The sequence below is a fragment of the Rhodococcus sp. MT28 genome, assembly GCF_058792695.1.
In genome coordinates this window covers 633,097-654,606 of record NZ_JBXAFD010000002.1, presented here as the reverse complement: position 1 = coordinate 654,606, position 21,510 = coordinate 633,097, and the positions used below count along the sequence as shown (strand labels likewise).

20 protein-coding genes are annotated in these 21,510 nt (G+C 62.8%); 8 read left to right on the top strand and 12 right to left on the bottom strand.

Going from position 1 to position 21,510, the window contains the following annotated elements; genetic code table 11:
* Both AC1Q6C_RS11295 and AC1Q6C_RS11290 read right to left on the bottom strand, forming a co-directional pair.
* Positions 1–1,866 (bottom strand): glycosyltransferase, encoded by a 1,866-nt coding sequence (locus tag AC1Q6C_RS11295; RefSeq protein WP_007731783.1) that lies wholly within the window; start codon positions 1,864–1,866, stop codon positions 1–3.
* Positions 1,867–1,934: 68 nt separating this feature from the next.
* Positions 1,935–2,744 (bottom strand): glycosyltransferase, encoded by an 810-nt coding sequence (locus AC1Q6C_RS11290; protein ID WP_230359387.1) that lies wholly within the window; start codon positions 2,742–2,744, stop codon positions 1,935–1,937.
* Positions 2,745–2,889: 145 nt separating this feature from the next.
* Between AC1Q6C_RS11290 and AC1Q6C_RS11285 the strand changes: the two genes are divergently transcribed.
* Positions 2,890–5,100, top strand: a complete 2,211-nt coding sequence (locus tag AC1Q6C_RS11285; RefSeq protein ID WP_230359386.1) for a glycosyltransferase family protein — start codon at positions 2,890–2,892, stop codon at positions 5,098–5,100.
* Here the strand turns inward: AC1Q6C_RS11285 and AC1Q6C_RS11280 are convergent.
* Together AC1Q6C_RS11280 and AC1Q6C_RS11275 are read right to left on the bottom strand one after the other, a co-directional pair.
* The gene (locus AC1Q6C_RS11280; RefSeq protein WP_230359385.1) at positions 5,055–6,035 is read right to left on the bottom strand and encodes a Gfo/Idh/MocA family protein; all 981 of its coding nucleotides are present in this window, start codon (positions 6,033–6,035) and stop codon (positions 5,055–5,057) included. The two genes, AC1Q6C_RS11285 and AC1Q6C_RS11280, sit on opposite strands and share 46 nt — an antisense overlap.
* A gap of 3 nt (positions 6,036–6,038) precedes the next feature.
* Positions 6,039–7,139 (bottom strand): DegT/DnrJ/EryC1/StrS family aminotransferase, encoded by a 1,101-nt coding sequence (locus tag AC1Q6C_RS11275; protein ID WP_230359384.1) that lies wholly within the window; start codon positions 7,137–7,139, stop codon positions 6,039–6,041.
* Between the two features lie 110 nt (positions 7,140–7,249).
* On the opposite strand from AC1Q6C_RS11275, the gene AC1Q6C_RS11270 reads away from it, so the two are divergent.
* Positions 7,250–7,966: a DapH/DapD/GlmU-related protein gene (locus AC1Q6C_RS11270; protein WP_054831530.1), complete on the top strand. Its 717-nt coding sequence runs from the start codon at positions 7,250–7,252 to the stop codon at positions 7,964–7,966.
* Between the two features lie 58 nt (positions 7,967–8,024).
* Entirely contained in the window at positions 8,025–9,044 is a 1,020-nt protein-coding gene (locus tag AC1Q6C_RS11265) for a lysylphosphatidylglycerol synthase transmembrane domain-containing protein (protein WP_058038039.1), read from the top strand.
* A gap of 7 nt (positions 9,045–9,051) precedes the next feature.
* On the opposite strand, the gene rfbB is transcribed toward AC1Q6C_RS11265, so the two are convergent.
* A complete protein-coding gene (gene rfbB / locus AC1Q6C_RS11260; protein WP_492666621.1) occupies positions 9,052–10,053 on the bottom strand; it encodes a dTDP-glucose 4,6-dehydratase in 1,002 nt (333 codons plus the stop codon).
* A gap of 96 nt (positions 10,054–10,149) precedes the next feature.
* Between rfbB and rfbA the strand changes: the two genes are divergently transcribed.
* The 4 genes from rfbA to AC1Q6C_RS11240 are packed head-to-tail and all read left to right on the top strand — an operon-like array spanning position 10,150 to position 13,670.
* The gene (gene rfbA, locus AC1Q6C_RS11255) at positions 10,150–11,025 is read left to right on the top strand and encodes a glucose-1-phosphate thymidylyltransferase RfbA (RefSeq protein WP_003943968.1); all 876 of its coding nucleotides are present in this window, start codon (positions 10,150–10,152) and stop codon (positions 11,023–11,025) included.
* Position 11,026: 1 nt separating this feature from the next.
* Positions 11,027–11,632 (top strand): dTDP-4-dehydrorhamnose 3,5-epimerase family protein, encoded by a 606-nt coding sequence (locus tag AC1Q6C_RS11250; protein ID WP_042921219.1) that lies wholly within the window; start codon positions 11,027–11,029, stop codon positions 11,630–11,632.
* Positions 11,633–11,683: 51 nt separating this feature from the next.
* Entirely contained in the window at positions 11,684–12,775 is a 1,092-nt protein-coding gene (locus tag AC1Q6C_RS11245; protein ID WP_003943984.1) for a S1C family serine protease, read from the top strand.
* A gap of 34 nt (positions 12,776–12,809) precedes the next feature.
* Positions 12,810–13,670 carry an ATP-grasp domain-containing protein gene (locus tag AC1Q6C_RS11240; RefSeq protein WP_276117023.1) on the top strand — a complete coding sequence of 287 codons (861 nt, stop codon included), beginning with the start codon at positions 12,810–12,812 and terminating at the stop codon, positions 13,668–13,670.
* Here AC1Q6C_RS11240 and AC1Q6C_RS11235 read toward each other — a convergent pair.
* From AC1Q6C_RS11235 to AC1Q6C_RS11220, 4 genes are read right to left on the bottom strand one after another with little or no spacing between them, the layout of a single operon-like run.
* Positions 13,659–15,206, bottom strand: a complete 1,548-nt coding sequence (locus AC1Q6C_RS11235) for an AMP-binding protein (protein ID WP_058038043.1) — start codon at positions 15,204–15,206, stop codon at positions 13,659–13,661. The genes AC1Q6C_RS11240 and AC1Q6C_RS11235 overlap by 12 nt on opposite strands.
* On the bottom strand, positions 15,203–16,441 hold the full coding sequence (locus AC1Q6C_RS11230) for a thiolase family protein (RefSeq protein ID WP_030535807.1): 1,239 nt from the start codon (positions 16,439–16,441) through the stop codon (positions 15,203–15,205). The genes AC1Q6C_RS11235 and AC1Q6C_RS11230 overlap by 4 nt, the downstream gene beginning before the upstream one ends.
* The gene (locus tag AC1Q6C_RS11225; protein ID WP_030535808.1) at positions 16,438–17,370 is read right to left on the bottom strand and encodes a fumarylacetoacetate hydrolase family protein; all 933 of its coding nucleotides are present in this window, start codon (positions 17,368–17,370) and stop codon (positions 16,438–16,440) included. Before AC1Q6C_RS11225 ends, AC1Q6C_RS11230 begins: the two co-directional genes overlap by 4 nt.
* A 53-nt stretch (positions 17,371–17,423) precedes the next feature.
* Positions 17,424–18,215, bottom strand: coding sequence for a cyclase family protein (locus AC1Q6C_RS11220; protein WP_051649531.1), 792 nt, complete (start codon positions 18,213–18,215; stop codon positions 17,424–17,426).
* Between the two features lie 209 nt (positions 18,216–18,424).
* Here AC1Q6C_RS11220 and AC1Q6C_RS11215 point away from each other — a divergent pair, with 209 nt between their 5' ends.
* On the top strand, positions 18,425–19,033 hold the full coding sequence (locus tag AC1Q6C_RS11215) for a TetR/AcrR family transcriptional regulator (RefSeq protein WP_158170230.1): 609 nt from the start codon (positions 18,425–18,427) through the stop codon (positions 19,031–19,033).
* 13 nt (positions 19,034–19,046) lie between these two features.
* On the opposite strand, the gene AC1Q6C_RS11210 is transcribed toward AC1Q6C_RS11215, so the two are convergent.
* The 3 genes from AC1Q6C_RS11210 to AC1Q6C_RS11200 are packed head-to-tail and all read right to left on the bottom strand — an operon-like array spanning position 19,047 to position 21,486.
* Positions 19,047–20,030 carry an alpha/beta hydrolase gene (locus tag AC1Q6C_RS11210; protein ID WP_030535811.1) on the bottom strand — a complete coding sequence of 328 codons (984 nt, stop codon included), beginning with the start codon at positions 20,028–20,030 and terminating at the stop codon, positions 19,047–19,049.
* Positions 20,031–20,049: 19 nt separating this feature from the next.
* The gene (locus tag AC1Q6C_RS11205) at positions 20,050–20,958 is read right to left on the bottom strand and encodes a PIN domain-containing protein (protein ID WP_042447630.1); all 909 of its coding nucleotides are present in this window, start codon (positions 20,956–20,958) and stop codon (positions 20,050–20,052) included.
* 54 nt (positions 20,959–21,012) lie between these two features.
* Positions 21,013–21,486: a GtrA family protein gene (locus AC1Q6C_RS11200; RefSeq protein WP_074447111.1), complete on the bottom strand. Its 474-nt coding sequence runs from the start codon at positions 21,484–21,486 to the stop codon at positions 21,013–21,015.
* Positions 21,487–21,510 lie beyond the last annotated feature (24 nt).

Sequence of the window (21,510 nt, the reverse complement as noted above, 5' to 3'; positions counted from 1 at the left end):
TCACTTTTCGTACAGTCGAGCCCAGTTCTCGCGGCTGGTGAGCTGCGGGAACTCGCGAGCGAATGCTTCAGCCACACTTGGCGCTTCGGCGAGGAACCGCTTCATGACGCCGGCGAGGCGGCCGCTCATCTCGGCGGCCTTCTCGCTGTCGAAGCGGCGTTCACGCACGCCTCCCTGCGAAGCATCGGTGACGAAGACGTGATCGAAACGTCCGACGTGCCACCACTGCGCGTCCTCGTACGAAATCGCCACCGGACCTCGCTCGAGGTGATTGCGAGCCTGCATCACAGCGCGTTTCGCCAGAACGAGGTCCGTCCACAAACCGGGTTTCGGGCTGGGCGCAACGCGGCGGATCGGCAGCCTGCCCGGCAACTCCGACGCCGGGCGAGTTACCGTCTCGGGGAAGCGCTTACGTTCCTGGTTGATCGCGGCAAGCGCCTCCTGCCCACCGTCCGCCAAACCTTCCGGCCCCTCGAGGAATCCCTCGATTGCCCGGAGTTGCGTGTGCGCAAGGCCGTACTGCAAACCCACGATCGAATGCGAAATGTCGCGGGAGAGCTGCTTCGCGAGGGTTTTGGGTGCAAACCCTGGGTCAAGCGCAGCGGTGATCAGTCCGTTGCGCGTACTGAAGTAGTGCGCGAAACCGTCGACGTCCTTCCAATAGAAGTCCGCATGCCAGACAGCAGCCGACGGCAACGTGATGGTGGGAATCCCGGCCCGCCCGGCCCGCAAGCTGTACTCGACGTCGTCCCACTGGAAGAAGACCGGCAGTGGCAAGCCGATCCGCTCGATGGCTTCGGCAGGGATCAGGCAAGACCACCAGCCGTTGTATTCGGCGTCCACGCGGCGTTCCGGCAGTTTCTCGAGCACACTCCGGTTGCGAACACCGTGCTCATCGGTCGGTACACCACGCTGCAGGGTGCCCAGATCGACGCGTTCACCCGAAGCCAGCAGGTAGTCGGGGTTGAACAGAAAGAGCATCTGGGCGCCGATCAAAGCCGGCTCCGTCGTCATGTTCGCGAACGCACTCAGTCGAAGAACCGATTCGGGTTCGCACAGAATGTCATCGTCCATCAAGATCACGTCGGCGTGCGGTCCGGCCGCCGAAGCTTCGTACAAGCCCCGCGTGAACCCGCCCGCACCACCTAGGTTCGCCTGCCGCAGATACTGCAACCGCGAACCGAACTTCTTCGACACTTCCTGGAACAGCTCACGGCTCTCTACCGGATCCGTTCCCTGATCGACGACGTACAGAGCGTCGAGCAACGCGAGTACACGCTCGTCGGACGCGAGGGCCTCGACCGTGCGCGCACAGTCGTCCGCACGATTGAACGTGCAGATCGCCACGGCTACCGGGCGAATCGACTCCGGCGAGACGACGGTCCATTCCACATCGTCGACCACTGCGCCGCCACCCTGCGCTTCGAACTGCAGCCACAGTGCCCCGCCGTCGACGAAAGTATCGAGCGGGGCGGTCATGGACACTCGCTCGTCGCCGGTCACGACGACGTTCGTCACGATCCGGCGGTGACCACCGATGTCCGAGGCCTGGATCTGGATGCGGCAAGCGGTATCGGCCACGACATGCGCGGTGACAGTGACCTCGGTGACGTTGGTCCAGCGCTGCCAGTAGCTGGCCGGAAAACGACCGAAGAAGGTATTGGTGTGTGCGACGGCCCCGGGCTGAAGCCGCAACTCGAATCGCGATCGCGTCGACATACCGACCTTGGTCACCGCATACAGTTCGTCACTGGCGACGGGCGAAGTTCCGGTGAACAACGTCCGCTGCGCCAGCAGTCGATCCGACGTCGCGCTGCGTTCGATCAACTCGACTCCGGAATCGGACTGGTCATCGGTCGTGTTCACGGTATCCACGCCCCGCAGGGTATCGCGAATCCGCACCTCGGCGCCCCGGGCACCGAGTCACACCAGGTCTACCCGTGATTACTCACTGCAGCGGCGGAGCGCAGCTCGGTCTTTCGCCGACGAAGCGACAACAGACCCTTCGCCATCTGGACCACGTCCTTGGGCGAGATACGGCTCGCGTGCGCCAGATGATCGTCGCTGAGTCGGATCGGGACCTCGACCGGGCGCACCCCAGCCAATTCGAGCGCGTAGTCCAATTCGGTGGTGAAAAGGAAGCCACGCTCGGTCAACGAGGGTGCGATTCGACGCAGCAAGACACCGTCGACGATGAAAGTTCCCTGGGGATCGCCCGTGCGGGTACCCAGCACCACCCGTCGCAGCGTCGCGAATCCACCCGTCATCACCGAACGCAGCAAGCCACGTTCCACCTCTGAGTCCGAATGAGCCTTTGAACCGATGACCACCGGCGGGACGGACCCTAGATCCGCCATCACGCGGTCGGCGCCTTCGATGTCACCGAAACCGAACGGAAGGTCGTCCGCGGTGAGCAACACGCGTCGTCCACGAGAAGCAAGCGTCCCGGCGCGAAGCGCTGCGCCCATCCCTTTGTCGCTGTTCATCGGCAGGAAGGTCACTCCAGGCCAAGACCAGGAAGCTGCCAGAGCAGCACACACGTCGGCAGTGTTGTCCGTCGAACCGTTCTCCACGACGATGATCTCGACCTGACCGGCGCTCTCGGCCGGGCGGCTGGTGAAGTACTCGGCGAATTGACGCACCGTCGACTCCAGCACCTCGCCTGAGTTGTATGCGGGGATGATCACCGAGAGTTCCGGCGTAGCTGGTTCCCCACGAACGGGTTCCGTTCGCGATGTCGCCACGTCCCGATCTCCTTACTTCCCCGACTGCAGTTCGAACTCGTCGGAATACTACGCTCCGAGAAACAAGGCGCAGCCCAGGCTCCGAGAAAAAGAGCACGACCCAGGCTCCGAACAACAGCCATCGACTCGAAGACGAAAGCACATCGTGAAATCTGACTTACCGCTCGCACAACGCGTGGTGCCGCCAATTCTTCTCGCCGCTCTGGTGTCGATCGTCGCCGCCATCCCACTGATCTCCAATCGGTGGTTCTACTACTGGGACGACAGCGCAGCAGCTTTCACGCCTGGTTGGCACACGATCGGCGAGCGAATCCTGTCCGGGTCATGGCCGACGCTCATTCCCGAATTGTGGGCCGGCGGCAATGTCACAGCCGAAGCCCTTTACGGGACATACAATCCCGTGATCCTTCTGGATTCGGTTGCCATTGCACTCATTCCGAACCTGGGAATCGGAATCACCCTGGTCAAGATGCAATTCATGGCGATTCTCGCGGTAGGCGTTTATCTGGTGGCCCGCCAGTACGGCGCCAATCGGTCGATGGCTTTCATCGCCGGATTTGCCATGCCGTTCGCCGGATACACGCTCTATTTCGACGCCTCCAGTTGGGCGTCCGGGCTGATCGCCTTCGCCTGGATCCCCCACGTCTGGTGGTCTACCCGCGCCAGCGCTCTCGGCCGAGTGAACCCCCTGGTACCGATCGTTTTCGGCTATCTTGCGATGACCACCGGAAACCCGTACGGCGCTGTCGGTGTCGCGGTCGTCTACCTCGCTGTCATAGCGGAATGCATCGCAATCAAACGCGCAGGCAGCATCAAATCACTGATGATCAGCGCGGCAGCGATCATCATGATGTCGCTGATCGTGTATCTACCGTTGCTCTTCACCACCGGCGTGTCGGTGCGTACTCAGTCCGGAATCGCGAACGACGGTTCGCTTCGACCCGATCTCGGTGACCTGCTCAACCTCTCCGGCCCGTCGAACCAGCCGTACGTCACCGCTTTCGCTTCGCCTGCCATGACGATTCCACTGGTGTACCTGGCCTGGTTCCTCATACCGCTCGCACCGTGGATTCAATGGAAGTCACTGAAGAAGTTGGGCCGCCACAGCGTCTCGCTGTTCGTCTTCGGCGGAATTTACGTCGTACTACTTCTCGGACCGTCGAATCTCTGGCTGTTCCGTTGGCCAGCGCGACTGCTCGAGTACGGTCAACTGCCCGCAATCGTGGTCACGGCGGTCGCGCTCTCTGCCGGACTGCATCGTGACCGTATCCAGGCGAGAGCAATCATCACCGCGGGATTGTTGGCACTTCAGTTCTACCTTGCCTGGTCGAATGTCCCGGAAGACATCGGCATTCACTCGGCATCGCTGCTCATCACCGTGGTTCTCACCGTCTTCGCGTTGGTCGTGGCCTACCGAAAGCCCCGCTACCTCGCCGGTGCCCTCGCTGTCGGCATCGTCGTCGTGCTCAGTGCTCAAGCCAATTTCTGGTTCACCGGAAACTACAACGTGACACCGTGGAAGTTCCCCCGGCAGGTGGCATTCCTGGAGTCCAAGTTCGAGGACCGTTACCAGGGAACCACTTTCGCGATTGCCGACCCCGTCAACATCCCGCCGGACAACGAAACCGGGCAGTGGGGTGACCTCCTGTTCGGCAACGCCTGGCAGCCCGCCGGAGTCAATGCCGTCAACAGCTACGCCGGAATCAGCTACAACGATTTCGTTCAAGCACTGTGCTTGAACTACTACGGCGGCGTCCAGTGTCCGGACGGCGTCGACCGACTGCTCGCTGAATCGCCGGGAACGGGTGTGTCCTGGCTCGACGCGATGCGAGTCGACACGGTCGTCGTTCAGAATTCCGGACCGTACGGCGGAAAACGCGCCCTCGACGCCCTACCCGAGGGCGCGTGGACCGTATCGCCGGATCGGGTGGTCACGGTCGGCCATCGCACCACCGAGCATCAGTGGCCCGACGGTCGCGTATCGGCAACGACGCCTGGTCTCGACGTACGTGGCGATGCCGCCGCTACGGACACCAGGGAAACCGTCGAATACACCGGATCAGGCACGGTCACATTCGCCCTACTGGCCTGGCCGGGCTGGACGGCGACTGTCGATGGTCAGACGGTCGAGACGAAGGCCAGCCCCGGCGGGTTGTTGCAGGTCGATCTACCGCCGAGTGCCACGTCCGGATCTGCCCTCACCATCGAATTCAGTCCACCCGGAAGCACTTTCGGCTGGACTGTCGCCGGCGTCGGATTGCTCCTGGCACTGTCTCAAGGAGCGTGGGCCTTCCGACGCCGACGCAGCGGTCAGGACGACAACGCTGCAGCCAACGCAGATTCCGTCACCTCGTGAACCGCGCGGTGAGCGGGCAGAATCGACGCTCGCTCACCGTCTGCGTCACCGGTGCCCTGCACCAATCCGAGGAAATGCGTCAGCTGCGCGGCAAGCGGTTCCTCGCTGTAGCGGATCGTCGGAATTTCGATGACCGTCTGCTGCTGGTAGCCGTCCCGATCGGTGGGCATGTTGTCGTCGATGTGCCGGTAGATCGTGATGTCGCGACGCAGGAGATCGATCTCGATGAGTCGATCGGCCTCGAGCAACGACAGCTGGCGAATCTTGCGCTGACTGATCCGGCTCGCGGAAATCGTTGCAACAGCACCTGATCCGAAGCGCAATACGGCGTCGGCGCAATCTTCCGACCGGTTCTGCACGGACGTCGGGTGAAAGTAGCCGAACTCCCCTTTTGCCAAACTGGGTTCCGAGCCGGCAAATCCGATGGCAAGGTCGATATCGTGAATCAGCAGGTCCGTCGCGACACCCGTCGGAATGCGGGAAACGAACGGCGAGTGGCGGATACCGTTCACCTGCCACACATCGCCGGAGAACTCACGGGCGGTGCGGACAGCGGGATTGAACCGTTCGAGCAGTCCACATATCAGGGGAACACCGGACGCGCGCGAACGATCGACCAGGTCGACGCTCTGCTCGTACGTCGCAGCCAACGGCTTCTCCACCAGGACAGGCTTCCCCAGATCGAGAACCCGCCCGGCCAACTCGTAGTGCGCCGGCGTAGCAGCGGCGATCACGACGGCGTCGATACCGTCGAGCGAGTCGAAATCGGCGGCCCAACGCGTATCGAACCGCGCAGCAACAGCTTTGCCCTGCTCCTCGCGCGGCTCGATCAGCAGATCCAACTCGCACAGCGGCGACTGCGCGATGACCCGCGCATGCAGCGAGCCCATCTGACCGGATCCGACAAGAGCGATACGTGGCTTGCTAGCAGTCATTTTTCAGGCCTCCATGGCGCCGCGAACCGCGGCAACGATCTGATCGACGTCGCCGGCGGACAACGCAGCGTGGACGGGGATGCTCAGGCACCGCGACGCGACCGAAGTGGCCACCGGCGTCTCGTCGATGACGACGCGCGGATGTTCGCGGTAGCACTCGTAGTCGTAGACGGCCTTCGGGTAATAGATGCCGCTACCGATGTCCTTCGCGGCCAGACGCTCACTCAACTGGTCGCGAGTGATCGGTGCGTCTTCGGCCAGCAGCAAGGTGAACTGATGCCAGACATGTCCACGACCGGACAGTTCGCTCGGCAGGATCAGTCCTTCGACGTCCTTCAGGCCGACACGCAAGGCCTCCGCATTCCGGCGGCGCGCCTCGACCTGCTGCATGTACGTCGCCATCTGGGGCAGAGCCAAGCTCGCCTGGAGGTCAGTCATCCGGTAGTTCTGGCCGACCATCTCGTACTGGTAGCGCGCCCGCATGCCCTGGTTGCGCAGGACCCGAAGTCGATCGGCGATCGCGTCGTCGTCGGTCGTGATCATTCCGCCCTCGGCGGTCGTGAGGTTCTTCGTTGCATAGAACGAGAAGCAACCCACACCGAAACTGCCGGCGCCTCGCCCGTCGTACGTCGCTCCGTGGGCCTGAGCGGCGTCCTCGACGACAGTCAGACCGTTTTTCGATGCCAGCGGCATCAAGGAACCCATGTCAGCCGACTGTCCGTACAGATGAACCGGCATCAGAACCTTCGTGCGGTCACCGATTCGATCGGCAGCGACTGCCGGGTCGATGTTGAAATCGGACTCGGAGATATCGGCGAACCGCGCCGTCGCGCCTGCCTCGAGAATCGCATTGAGGGTGGCCACGAACGTGAACGGCGTGGTCAGAACCTCGTCACCTGGCTGAAGATCCTGGACCTGGAGAGCCGCGATCAATGCGGTCGTGCCGTTGTTCACCGCCACCGCGTGTCGCGTTCCGACCAGCGCCGCGAACTCGTCCTCGAGCCGCTTCACCTTGGGTCCCTGCGCGACGATTCCCGATCGCAGAGTGTCCAGCACCTCGCGCTCGACTTCTTCCCCGAACGAGATACTGGATATCGCGATCACTGAGTTACCTCCGATAGATTCATCCGACCGTCGTCGGAACGAAATACCCCGACAACCCAGGAAGCGTATCGAAACACGATTCGATACTTCGAGAGGATTCCGGAACCTGCATGTCTGAACGAACCGACTGCCACATCCATCCGACCGCCGTGATCGGCGCCGACGTACTGATCGGGGCGGGAGTCACGATCGGACCGAACGCGGTACTCACTGGCCCGCTCGAGATCGGCGACGACTGCTGGATCGGCTCGGGAGCGGTCTTGGGAGCTCCCCCCGAGATCCTCGGCGCTCTACATCCGACGTCCTGGTCCGTCAGCGCCGGTCTGGGAATTCGAATCGGTGCTCGAACGACGATTCGCGAATTGAGCACAGTCCATCAGGGAAGCGAACGCCGCACCGAAATCGGCGAAGACTGCTTCGTGATGAACAGAGTGGGAATCGAGCACGACGTGCAGATCGGTGACCGCTGCGTCGTGTCCTCCGGTACGACGCTTGCCGGGCACGTCAGCGTCGGAGACGGCGTCAACCTGGGCATGCACACTGTCGCGCACCAACGACGCGTCGTCGGCTCCGGATCCATGATCGGCATGGGAACCGTCGTGGTCAAGGACGTCCCGCCCTTCTCCAAGGCCTTCGGCAACCCGGTGTCGTTGCACGGTGTCAACCGGGTCGGAATGAGTCGGTCGGGAATCGCGGAGGAGGACATCGCCGCGATCGAAGCCGTGTACGCCGCGGGAAGCTTCGGCACGTCACCGGCCATTCCGGACTCGCTGTCGGAGGCCTTCACCTGGTGGCGGGAACGCGCCGACAAACCGCTCGTGGTTTAGCGAGACAAATCCTGGTTGGTATCGTCTGCGAAATGACGAACGGGCGGGATGCAGGCGCGTGAGTACCTCTCCCGAATCTGAACAACCGGTCGAAGACGTCGAACCGGCCGCAGAGCCGAACGCTCTACGCGGCCTTCTCGTCAACGGATTCAAGGTCCTCGTCACCCTCGCGATCGTCGTCGCGATCATCTTCGCGGTGAAGTCCCAATGGTCCGAGGTCAAGAACACGATCACCGAGCTGAACTGGTGGACGCTTGCCGCCTCGTCGGTGTTCATCTTCCTCGGTATGGGTGCCGCAGTGCGGGCCTGGCAACACGCACTCGGCGCCCTCGAACAACCGATTCCGGCCTTCGACGCCGCTCGCGCTTATCTGGTCGGCCAACTCGGCAAGTACCTTCCCGGCAGTGTCTGGGCCTTCGTTCTGCAAACGGAACTCGTGAGGCGCGCCGGTGTGTCCCGTGCCGCAGGCTTTGTCGCAGTGCTGGTCACGGTGGGGTTGAGCACAACTTCGGCGCTGGTCGTCGGCCTCTTCGGTCTACCTGCCCTGTTCGAGGTCAGCACGGCGGCAGCGGTCGGCGTGATCATCCTCGTACCGATCGCATTGGTCTGCGCCTACCCGCCGGTGCTCACACGCCTGGTGAACCTCGCGCTGAAACTGCTCCGCCGCACGCCGCTGCACAAGCCGCTCACGATGCACAAGATTGCGCTCGCGTTGGGCTGGTGCGCAGCAAGCTGGGTGCTCTACGGCATCCAGTTGTGGCTGCTCGCGTCCAGTTCGGCCGGCTTCGAAATCCGTGGGCTCGTCCAGTGCATCGGCGCTCTCGCCCTCGGTATGTGCGCGGGCGTCCTCGTGTTCGTCGTCCCGTCCGGAATCGGTGTCCGCGAAGCCGTCATCGTCGCAGCGCTTTCACCGTTCATGGATGCCGGCGTCGCGCTCGGCCTCGCACTGGCGTCGAGGCTGCTGTTCACCCTTTGTGAGGTCTTTGCCGGCGTCGTGGCTGCACTGTCGGGATCACGAGGCCTGCGCAATGCACTCGTGCACGAGCGCTCGCGGGTGCCGGACCCCACCAAAGCCTGACGTTCGGTCAGACCACTTTCTCGGACGCGGAATACTGCGTCTCGACGCCGGCCTTCTGCGGACGCCACCACTGCTCGTTGTCGCGATACCACTCGACGGTGGCTTCCAGTCCGCTTCGAAAATCGCGGTACTGCGGCTTCCACCCAAGTTCCTGCTGCAGTCGCGTCGAATCGATCGCATACCGCAGATCGTGACCAGGGCGGTCGGTGACGAAGTCGAAATCGTCCGGCTTGCGTCCGAAAATTTCGAGCAGAGCCGCAATCACCGTCCGGTTGTCGGTTTCACCGTCGGCGCCGATCAGATAAGTCTCGCCGGACTTTCCGCGGTCCAGAATGTCCCAGACGGCGCGGTTGTGGTCCTCGACGTGAATCCAGTCGCGGACGTTGCGGCCTTCCCCGTACAACCGTGGACGCACTCCGTCGAGCAGATTGGTGATCTGGCGTGGGATGAACTTCTCCACATGCTGGTACGGGCCGTAATTGTTGGAGCAGTTCGAGATGGTCGCCGCGATCCCGAACGAGCGCACCCAGGCGCGCACGAACAGATCACTCGACGCCTTGGACGCGGAGTACGGGCTCGACGGGTTGTACGGTGTCGTCTCCGTGAACTTCGCCGGATCATCCAGTTCGAGGTCGCCGTACACCTCGTCGGTCGAAATGTGGTGATAACGGACCCCGTGCGAACGCACTGCCTGCAGGAGCGAGAAGGTTCCCATGACGTTGGTGCGCAAAAACGGTTCGGGGTCGGCGATGGAATTGTCGTTGTGGCTTTCGGCCGCGAAGTGCACGACTGCGTCGGAGCGCGAGACAAGATCGTCGACCAGCGACTCGTCGGCCACGTCGCCGTGGACAAACGTGATCCGGTCCTCGACGGACGCCAGGGACTGGCGATTTCCGGCGTAGGTCAGAGCGTCGAGAACCGTGACTTCCACGTCGGGACGCGTCGCCACCGTCTGATGAACGAAATTGGCACCGATGAAGCCGGCACCCCCGGTGACCAGTAGTCGCACGTCATCTCCTCAGGCTCATCGGACGAACCCCACTTTAGCGGCCGGGCGTGTCATGTCCGTTTGCGTCGGCAGGCAGGAGTGCAGGACACTGCACGCATGCGCGGAATCATTCTGGCCGGTGGCACCGGGTCGCGGTTGCACCCGATCACCCTCGGAGTGAGCAAGCAACTCTTGCCCGTCTACGACAAGCCGATGATCTACTACCCGCTCTCCACTCTCATGCTCGCCGACATTCGCGACATCTTGATCATCACGACCCCACACGACGCCGAACAATTCCGCCGGGTTCTCGGCGACGGCTCACAATTCGGCGTCAACCTCACCTATGCGGTGCAACACGAACCGAACGGCCTCGCAACGGCATTCACCCTCGGCGCAGAGCACATCGGATCCGACTCCGTGGCGCTCGTCCTCGGCGACAACATCTTCTACGGCCCCGGCCTCGGAACCCAACTCAGGCGTTTCTCCGACATCGACGGCGGAGCCGTATTCGCTTACTGGGTCTCGAATCCGACCGCCTACGGCGTCGTCGAATTCGACGACTCGGGTCGCGCCGTGTCCATCGAGGAAAAGCCGACGTCGCCGAAATCCAATTACGCAGTCCCCGGCCTCTATTTCTACGACAGCGACGTCGTGGACATCGCACGCACTCTGAAGCCCTCTGCGCGTGGCGAATACGAAATCAGCGACATCAATCAGCACTATCTCGAAGCTGGCAAACTTTCTGTCGATGTCCTCCCCCGCGGAACCGCGTGGCTCGACACCGGCACACCCGATTCCCTGCTCGAGGCAGCGAACTACGTGCGGACCATCGAACACCGCCAAGGCCTCAAGATCGGTTCCCCTGAAGAGGTTGCGTGGCGTCAAGGATTCATCAGCTCCGACCAATTACGCACTCAGGCAGAAGCATTGGGAAAATCCGGGTACGGCAACTACCTACTCGAGCTGCTCGAGCACGGCAAGGAATGGTGACGTGGAAATCCGTCCACTGAAGATCGCCGGAGCTTGGGAAATTACACCGAAGCAGTTCGGCGACAACCGCGGTGTCTTTCTCGAATGGTTCAAAAGCTCCGCCTTCACCGCCGCGACCGGCCGCACTCTCGACCTCGCGCAGGCCAACTGCTCGGTTTCCGAAGCCGGTAGCCTCCGCGGGATCCACTTCACCGACAATCCGCCCGGACAGGCGAAGTACATCACCTGCGTGAAAGGTGCCTTCCTCGACGTTGTCGTAGACCTGCGCGTCGGATCACCGACCTTCGGCGAGTGGGATGCGGTGGTGATCGACGACGTCGATCGACGAGCGGTGTTCCTGGAGGAAGGCCTCGGCCACGCGATCCTTTCACTCGAAGACGGATCGACAGTGATGTACCTGTGCAGCATCGAATACTCGCCCCACCTGGACCGCGACCTCGATCCCTTCGATCCGGAACTCGCGATCGAATGGCCGAGAACAGACCGTAAGGGCAACCCTCTGACCTACGAGCTCTCCGCAAAGGACGCTGCCGCGCCGTCCCTGGCAACGCTCCGCGCGGACGGCATGTTGCCCGGTTTTGTGGCCGAAGATTCGCCGAATCGGTAATCTTCACCTTTCACGACTCGATGGCATGACACCGGCGGGACGGACGGCTGGATGACCAAACGTGCGAGCAGACGCGGCCTGTGGACGGCCGTCGTTCTCGCAGCCGGCCTCGGTGGTCTCGCGCTGGTCGCACCGCCCCTGACTCCGGGAACGATCGAGTCCGCACCGGTCACCGTCATCACGACCACCCCACCCGCGCCGGTTGTTCCACTCACGCCGGAGGAGCTCTCGGCCCGGGTGGTCCCCACCATCGTCACCATCACGGCGCCGGCCGGATTCACCACCACTGCTGGGACCGGGATCGTGCTCTCCCCTGACGGAGTGGTGCTCACGAATCACCACGTCATCAGCGGAGCTTCGGACGTCACTGCCGTCAGCATGTCCAACGGGCTGATCTACGACGCCGAGATCCTCGGGTACGACAGCGTCAGCGATCTTGCCGTCCTTCGACTCGCGGGCGCTGACGATCTGCCGGTGGCTGTGGTCGGCAAATCAGCAGAAGCCGCTCGCGGGGACTCCGTCACCGCAATCGGAAATGCGGAAGGCGGCGGAGTACCCGTCCCTGCTCCCGGCGTCATCACCAACCTCGGTGTCACCGTCAACACCCGCAACGTGTCCGACGGATCGCGAAACCAGTTGAAGGGCCTCATCGAGGTCGACGCGGACATCCGGCCTGGCGATTCCGGTGGCCCCCTGGTCAACGCCGTTGGCGAGCTGATCGGCGTCAGCAGCGCGGGCAACGCCGTCACCGACCGCACCGAAACCTCACCGGCGCCTCAGTCCTACGCGATACCGATCGACACCGCACTACCGATCGTCGAGCAGGTACTCGGTGGCCGCTCCTCCGAGACCGTGCGTGTGGGACCGACACCCGTACTCGGTGTCGCGGTGAAGGATCACGCGGACATGCCGGCCGGCGCCGAAGTTGTTGCCGTGAGCTTCGATTCGCCGGCCGAGCGGGTGGGGCTGACCAAAGGTGCGGTCATCACCGAGTTCGGTGGCAGCCGGATCGCGTCGTCCGCTGATCTCAACGCGGCGATGAGCTCGCGCCGCCCCGGCGACACCGTCGCGGTGACGTGGGTGGACGCAACCGGGCAACCCGGGACCGGTTCGCTGGTCCTCGACGAGGGGCCACCTCGCTAGTCTTAGAAGGCGCCAGCCGTGAAAGCATCGTGGCATGACCACGGTTCTCCTGCTCACCTGTGACGGCGCCGCCCGCGAAGCGGATGTCGAAAGCAAACTCGTCATGGATGCTCTCACCTCCTACGGCATCGCGTCGACGATGGCGCCGTGGTCGAGCCCGTCCCTCCTCGATATCGACGCCGACCTGGTTCTGATCCGGTCGACCTGGGACTACACCCAGCGCCTCGACGAATTTCTCGCCGTTCTCGATCAGCTGACCGCTCCGATCGCCAATCCACTCTCGATCGTGAAGTGGAACGCGCACAAGGGATACCTCACCGAACTTGCCGCGGCCGGCGTCCCTATCGTCCCAACCGCTGTGATCGCTGCCGGAAAGAGCGAAACACTCACCCTCCCTTCGTTCGAGGGTGCCGACGTCATCGTCAAGCCTGCAGTGTCCGCCGGCGCTGTCGGAGTGGGAAAGTTTGCCGCCGGGTCCGCGCAGGCCCACGCTCACCTCAGCTCGATCCTCGACGGCGGTAACGACGCGTTGGTCCAGCCATTCGTCTCGGACGTCGTCGACGGTGAGCGCTCGATCATCCACATCAGCGGACGCTACTCACACGCTGTCCGGAAGATCCCGGCCGCCCACGACTTCCGCGTGCAGGAATTTCACGGCGGAACCAACCACCTCCACCAACCGTCCGCCGCCGAACTCGCGGTGGCCGACGCAGCACTGGCCGCGACCCCATGCGGCCCCGGCGAATTGCTTTATGCGCGTGTGGACGTCGTGGGTCCGGTGGATCAACCACTGCTCATGGAAGTGGAACTGATCGAGCCCGAACTCTTTCTGCCATTCGCCCCTGGATCTGCCGACGCCCTCGCACGGGCAGTTGTCGCGTCACTAGGTCGGTGACGCGCCACGGAGTGCCTTCTTGTCGATCTTCCCCAAAGCAGTGAGCGGCAGCGCTTCCAGAATCGAAATCTCCTTGGGCGCCCAGATCGGACCCTTGTGCGATCTCACGTGCGCGATGAGTTGATCGGGTGTGACCGACCATCCCGTCTTCAGTACGACTGCGGCGGTAACAGCTTCTCCCCATTGAGAATCGGGGACACCGAATACCGCACATGCTGCCACCGCGGGATGATGTCCGAGTGAGTCCTCGACTTCGCGCGGGTAGACGTTGAATCCACCACTGATGATCGTGTCTTTGATGCGGTCGACGATCGAGATGAGCCCACTTTCGTCGATTCGAGCAACGTCGCCGGTGTGCAACCACCCATTCGCGAGCGCTGCAGCGGTTTGTTCAGGTTTGTTCCAATAGCCGTCCATCACGAGCGGACCTCGCACACAAAGCTCGCCGGGTACGCCCGTCGCCGTCTCGTTTCCCTGCTCGTCAAGCAACACCACTTCGACACCTGGCATCGCGCGCCCACAACTCCCCAAAACTGCGGGATCGTCCGTGTGCTCACGTGTATCGAGTACCGTCAACGCATTCGGGGCTTCGGCCTGACCGTAATGCTGGCTCAGGATCGGCCCGAACACCGCCCCTGCCTGCTCGAGCCTGGTGGGGTCGATGGGTGCAGCACCGTAAAGCATCCAGTTCAGCCCAGACAGATTCGCATCCGACAGGCGTGGATGGTCGAGTAAGGCATAGAGCATCGTGGGAACCACGAATGTAGCTGTGACTCCGCCATTTTCGATGGCGTCGACAACTCTGTCCGGGTCGAACGACCTGTGCAACTCGAAGCTTGCACCTCGCAGCAGACCGGGTGCGACGAGCAGACCGGCAGCATGAGACATCGGCGTAGTGAGCAGCATGGTGGTTTCAGCCGGCCACTCCCACGTGGTGCAGGCCCAGGCATTGGCGACCAAGGATCGGTCCCTGAGCATGACGCCTTTCGGCTCACCGGTGGTTCCACCGGTGTAGAAGAGATACAAAGCTCGACCCTGACCGCCTAAGCCTGAACCTATTCCCGCCGTACCCAATTCACACGCTGATTCGAGGGCTGACAGTGACATCACTCGAGTCTGTGCCGCTTCGGCGCGTACCTGGAACTGTCCGTCGGCAACCAACAGGAGATCGGTACCACTGTCTTTCAGCACCATCCTGTCGTTCTCTTCGGTCGCGAGCGGATGGAGTGCCGTGTAGCGCACGCCCGCCAGACACGCCGCGGCCATGACCGTGAATGCTTCAGGACACGGCCCCGCAAGCAGGGCGACCCCGGCTCCGTCCGGCAGAGCGAAGCTACTGAGGACACCTGCAATCCGCTCGATCTGTTCCGCAGTCTGCCAATATGTCAGCTCGGCCCGATCACCGTTCCGATCCGTGAATCGAAACGCGATGTGGTCTGGTCGGCGTCGCAGCGCCGACAGAATCAGATCCGCATATCCCGCTTGCACCTGCAAGCCTGGCGCCATCGGTTCATCGTTCATGATGTCCGCGTTCATCGTGGCCCTCCCAAGATCGTGACCGCGGCGACGGCTTCCTCGATGCCGTAGAGACCTCCGCCGTTCTCTGCGACCGCGATTCGAGCACCCGGAACTTGTCGCCGCCCTGCTTGTCCACGCAACTGCGTGACAAGTTCGAAGACCTGCGCCAGTCCCGTTGCCGAGACCGGATGACCACGGGACTCGAGCCCACCTGACGGATTGACCGGACGCACGCCTCCCAACGAACTCGCACCGGACGCCGACCACGCGCCGCCCTCACCGATCGGGCAGAACCCCAGATTCTCGACCTGCTGCACTTCACCGAAGGCCGTGGCGTCGTGGACCTCTGCCACATCCACATCGCCTGGCCCGACTCCGGCTTCCTCGTATGCGCTCATTGCTGCACGGCGACCGATGTGACTCTCCACGTCATCTGCGGTCCGATCCGTGCCTGACACCAAGCTGCAACCGAGTACCTGCGCCGCCCGCCGAGAGGAATCGTGCCTTCGAGCAAAGTCCGCACTGGTCACAATGACCGCCGCTGCACCGTCACTGACGGGCGAGCACATCGGAACTGTCAGAGGCCACGCGACTCGCCTTGCGGCAAGCACCTCTTCGACGCTGAAGAGTTTGCGAAAGTGCGACCGCGGATTGTGCACGGAATGCGCATGATTTTTGGCTGCTACGGACGCGAGCTCGAACTCGGTGGTTCCGAATCTCTCCATGTGCGCCCGGGCAAGAGAAGCGTAGATCTCCATGAACACCGACCGCTCACCCTGCGATCCGAGTGCATCCGGCAGCGGAGCGGACAGCGAAGCAAGGCCCGCGAGCGTCTCGTCGCGATGCGCAACGTCGAGTGCACCGTCGAACACCTCCAGACTTCGAGCCGGATCCGAGCACACCAGCTTGTCCACCCCGACCGCCAACGCGACCTCGGACAGACCGGCGCGAACGTGGGCGATCGCCAGCCAGAGTGCAGTCGCGCCGCCGGCGCAGGCATTTTCGACATTGACGACCGGGACTCCCCCGAAACCGTATGGCCTCAAGGCAATCTGGCCTGGGATCATGTGCTGCCGGTCGATCGCCTTCTGGCTGACTGTCGCGTAGAAGACCGCACCGACGTCACCGCGGGTCAGGCCCGCGTCTTCGACGGCATCGATCGCCGCACGCCCCGCCAATTCCGAGGCCGCGGTATCCGCGTGCCGCCCGAAGAGAGTCGCGCCGACACCGAGAACCATGACTTCGCCGCTCACGCCACCACTCGATTCCTCAATACACCGAGGCCGGTGACCTCGAGTTCGACTACGTCTCCCGGTTCCAGGAACCGCCCGTGCTCCAAGCCGCATCCACTCGGCACGGTGCCGGAACAGAAGACTTCACCCGGGTACAGCCGCGTGGAAGTCGAAGCGAACGAAATCACGTCCTCGAAACGATGGTCCATGTCGGCGCTGGTTCCTCGGCTCACCTCGTCTCCGTTGATTCTCGCGGTCATCTCGAGTTGGTAGGGGTCACCGACTTCGTCGGCCGTCACGATCCAGGGCCCGAGGACATTCGCGTTCGAAAAGTCCTTGCTCTTACTGAGACCGAGTCCGGTGGAGATCTCCTCGAGCTGAGTATCGCGGGCGCTGAAATCGTTGAAGATGGTGTAACCGAAGATATGCGCAGGGGCATCCGCGCGTGAGATGTCGGTTCCACCGCGCCCCAGCACACAGGCGAATTCGAGTTCGTAATCGCGCAGGCTCGAGTACTCGGGCCACACGACGTCAGATTTGTGTCCGGTCACCGCCAATCGGTTCGCTATGTAATACAGCGGGCGCTCCAACTGGATCTTCGGCAGTTCGACGTCCTCGAGTGCGACCCCTTGAATTCGGGCGCGAGCGTTGCGGAAGTGATCCATGAAGCAGCCGAAGTCTCGGATCTGGACCGGCTGAGGAAGCGGCGACATCCAGCGCACATCACCTGCGTCGACGATTGCACTTGCCGGCGGCTCGTCTGCGAGCCGATCCAGGGTCTCCCGTGCCGCCGGACCACCTTCGATGATGGTTTGCATGGTTTCCAGTTCTGGAGCCGGTTTTCCCGTCACATCATGATGAGCTCGCTCGAGTAACAACAGTTGCTCGCCGCTGCCCGTCACCAGAGCCGTCTGCTGAGTCTTTTCGTATTCGACGGTCGCAAGTTTCACTGTGAGTCAATACCTTTCACTGAATTGTTCGTTAGGTGAGGCAGGAATTTTGCTCAGACGAACGCGACCACACGAGCCGGGGCAGCGCTGGCTCGCGCAAGCTTGATCGGGAAAAACGCCACGTGAAATCCCGAGGGCGGAAGCGCGGCGAGGTTCGCCAGTTGCTGAACGATGAATACTTCACGTTCGCGTCCGGCCCGGTGCCCGTCCCAGAGAACCGAGTTGTCCCCGGTGTCACGAAATTTCTGCGCCATGACTGCAAAGCTCAAGTCCCAGCCGGCAGCGTCGGTGCCCAGCACCTTCGCGCCTTGCTCGGCGAGAAACAGCGTGCCTTCGCGACTCATCCCTGGATACTGAAAGAACCCTGGATCAGCCAAGGTGAAGCTCTCTTGTCCGGTACGGAGCAACACGGCACCACCCTGGGGAACGGACGCACCGTTTTCCGCCAGGGCAGCTTTCAGCGCGTCCACCGAGATCGGCTGATTCGCCTCGCACCGGCCGCGCAGGTCGAGCACCACTGTCTCGCAGAACAATTCATCCAACGCGATGTCTGTGATCGTGCGAGAAGGCTTACCCTCCGAGGTTGATCCGTAGTGCAACGGCGCGTCGACGTGTGTGCCCAGATGGCTGTTGAACTCACTCAACATCTCCGATCCCCACCCCTCACCGTCCGGAAGATCATGAACTCCGCACTGCAGTGCTGCCGCGAACTCGTCGCGTCCGGCACCTGCGGGGTGCGAGTAGGTCACCGAGGGGGCAACGACGGAAGCCAGTGCCTTCAAACCCTCGGGGAGCAATTCCCGATCGGCCGGATCGAGAGTTCTAGTCAGATCGATGAGTTCCATGTCCGCCCATTCCGTTAAGTTATTGGACGCTCAGCATAGAACTGGACGATCAACATAGGCAAGAGGGTGTCGCGAGAGGAATACGGCCGGCCGATGGCCGGCCTCGTAGCATGAGTGCGGTGCGCAGGTCTCGGCCCCGACGGGCGCGTCGACGTCACCGCGTGCCGGAATTGGCTGCACTCGAGAACGAAAGAAGGCAGGAACACCGAATGGCGTCGACACGCAAGCAGGAGATTTCCGAGGAAACCAGACGGCGACTGGTGAAAGCCGCGGCCGAACTGGCTGCCGAAGGCGGGTCGACCGCGATGTCCGTACAAGCCGTGGCAGAAAGATCCGGTATCAGCAGAGGGTCCGTGGCCTGGCACTTCGGATCGAAGGACGGGCTTCTACGAGCCGTCGTCGAGGACGCATTCCGGTGGGGCATGGAAAAGCTACGCGCAGAGTTGGCATCATCCTCGGCGACTGGAATCGAAGCATTGATCGAAGCCAACTTCGTACTGATGTCATACCCCGAGGCACGAATTTTCTCGACCATCTTGATCGAAGCCGTGATTCCCGGGTCCACCATCCGCGAGACCTACGCAGAGCAGTACGTCGCAATGCGAACGCTGTACGCGGACTACCTGCGTTCGATCGACACCCCGGTCACCAATCCGGAGTTGGTTGCCGTCACCCTTCTGGCCGGCACTCTCGGGATCAACCTCCAACATCGCCTCGATCCCGACAACGTCGATCGACGTTCAGCAGTAACCGAGCTCGAATCGATCTATGCCCGCGCGATGGCACCTACCACAACGTCAGGACACGAGAATCCCTAACCGGACCGGAAGTTCAACTTCCCGAACAACTTTCGCCCGCGACCTGGGGCGGGACCGCATCCAGCCTGGCGCGAATGAACCTGGCAACGTCACGTAGCGCAGCCCGGCTCTCCGGCAAGCCAGGCCAGACGGCGGGAAACGCGTGAACCTGGCCGTTCCAGATCTGCAGCGAGCACGGCACCCCCGCGGCGGCGAGCCGTTGCGCCATCACCTCCGAATCGACTCTGAGCACCTCGGATTCGGCGGCGATCAGCAACGACGGCGGCAGAGCGGCCAGATCGCCGTCGACGGGTGAGTTCGTCTGTCCGCCAAGCTTTCCGATCGCCATCAATGCCGACACCGGGGCGATCACGTCGCGTCGAGCGTTGGCGTGGACTGATTTGGTGGTGCAATCGAGATCGAGGAGAGGTGAGAGCCCGACAAGACCGGCCGGAACCTCGAGCCCCGCGGAAACAGCTGCAAGTGCCGTCGCGAAGACCAGAAAGCCTCCGGCCGAATCGCCAACGAAGACAACCTTTTCCGGCAAGGCTCCCTGTTCGAGGAGCCACCGGTATGCATCGAGACAGTCGTCGACGGACCCGCTGATACTCGTGCTCGGCAACTGTCGATATGCGATGTGCAGGACCGGAAGGCCGGTTCGCTTGGCGATGCTTGCAACGACCGGCCGATGCGTGTTGAGCCCGCAGCACATGAACCCGCCGCCGTGCAGGTAGAGAACAACACCGTCGCGCAGATCAGCCGTCGAGCCTGCCGTCCGCACGAGTTCACCGTCGAAACCTGGAAAGCGAATCGCTTCCCGATCGATCCCGGACGGAATGCGTACACCCGCGGCCGAGTCCAGCACTGCGGCGCGGCGCATGGCGCCAGGCGTCAGCGGCGCGATCCCGACCACGGGCCGAAGCATCCATCGGCACGCGTTGTAGAGGACCTGCGATTCGATACTCGGCCTGCCGTATCGAGTTCCGGTCCTTCGACTGACTGTCGGCAACAGAGACATCTGTCCAGATTAGAAGCGATCAGGCACCGAAGAGGTCGACTTCGTCGAGATCGTCGACGATCGTGACCTTTCGTTTCCGCCCGCCGATGACCTTGCCCAGACCGCGCAGTCCACCGGACTGAGCTTTCGGGGCGGGTTCGATGCGCTGCGGCGCAACTCTCGTCCGCGCTGCGCGCTGAACAGGCTTGGGGGCGGGGGCTGCTGCAGGTGCCGCGGGTTCGGGAACCTCGGCTGGAACCACCGCTTCCGGCTCCACGAAGCCCTGAGCAACCGGGGCCTCGGGCGCGACCTCAGCGGCTTCCTCGACCTCCGCCACTTGCTCCACCTGCACCGGTCCGTCGATCACCGGGATGTCCGACGCCCAGCGGACCCGATACTCCAGACCGCGCGACGCCAGCTCACGCGCGAGATCGCCGTGCCAGACCCCGTCTTCGCCGTCGCCGTATGCCCGTGCGTCGGAGCTCACCCAGATGACGTCGACGCCCGGGTTGCGGTCGGCGAGATCGAGCACGGTCAGCCAGTTCAGCGTCGCCGGATATCCGTCTCGCTTCTTCTTGTCGGTATAGGGCCGACGCAGCGAGATCGCCCTCTCGGCCACCTCGAGATGCGAAACGTCGACTGGATCGACCACTTCGACGCCGATCGCCACGAGGTCTTCGATCACGTCGTCGACGTAGCCGTCGGCCTTGTCGTGAGCCGCGTCGACGAACCTCGTAAGGTCGCGCCGCAACCCCAGTCGGTCGTACATGCGCGCCTGGACGCTCAGGGCCGCGATCATCTCCGCCGATTCCTCGCGGTAGCGACTCGCAACCTCGAGGACGACCAATCGCGGCACGACGACGCGGTGTCCGAGTGCGCGAGCGTCGGCGATGGCAGTGTCGAACCGTGCGCCCCTGGTCAGGGCCGAAGAATCGAGAACGATGATCATGGGCTCGATTCTCTCTCGAGAAACCGGACGAATGCGCTAATCCACCCCGAACCGTTACTTGATCTTGAAGATCACTGCCCGCTGAACGATGAAGTTGATGACCGTCGCGGTGCCCTGCGCGATGACGAAGGCCAGCGGTGTCCGCCACCAATGCTCGTCGAAGACATGGACCATCAGTTCGTTGAGTCCGACCTGAACCGCAAAAGTGACCGCGTACAGCGCGACTACAGCGATGAAGCGGGCGCGAGAAGGCTCGGCCTTGAACGTCCACCGACGATTGATGAGGTACGCCGTCGTGGTGCCCGCAACGAAGCTCAGCGATTTTGCGGCGACGCGCGGCAACCCCAACGCGAGGAGCAGCACATACAGCCCGTAGTCCACGACCGCCGACAGCCCACCCGTCGCGACGAACCGGACGATCTGCGTTTTCAGGTCCAACGCGTCGTCGGCGATGTCCGTCGTGACAGGAATCTCGACGGGCAGCGGGACGTGGGGTTCGTGCTGGTGACTTGCAGGTGTTTCGGGCACGACGACGAGAGTAACCACTCGAGT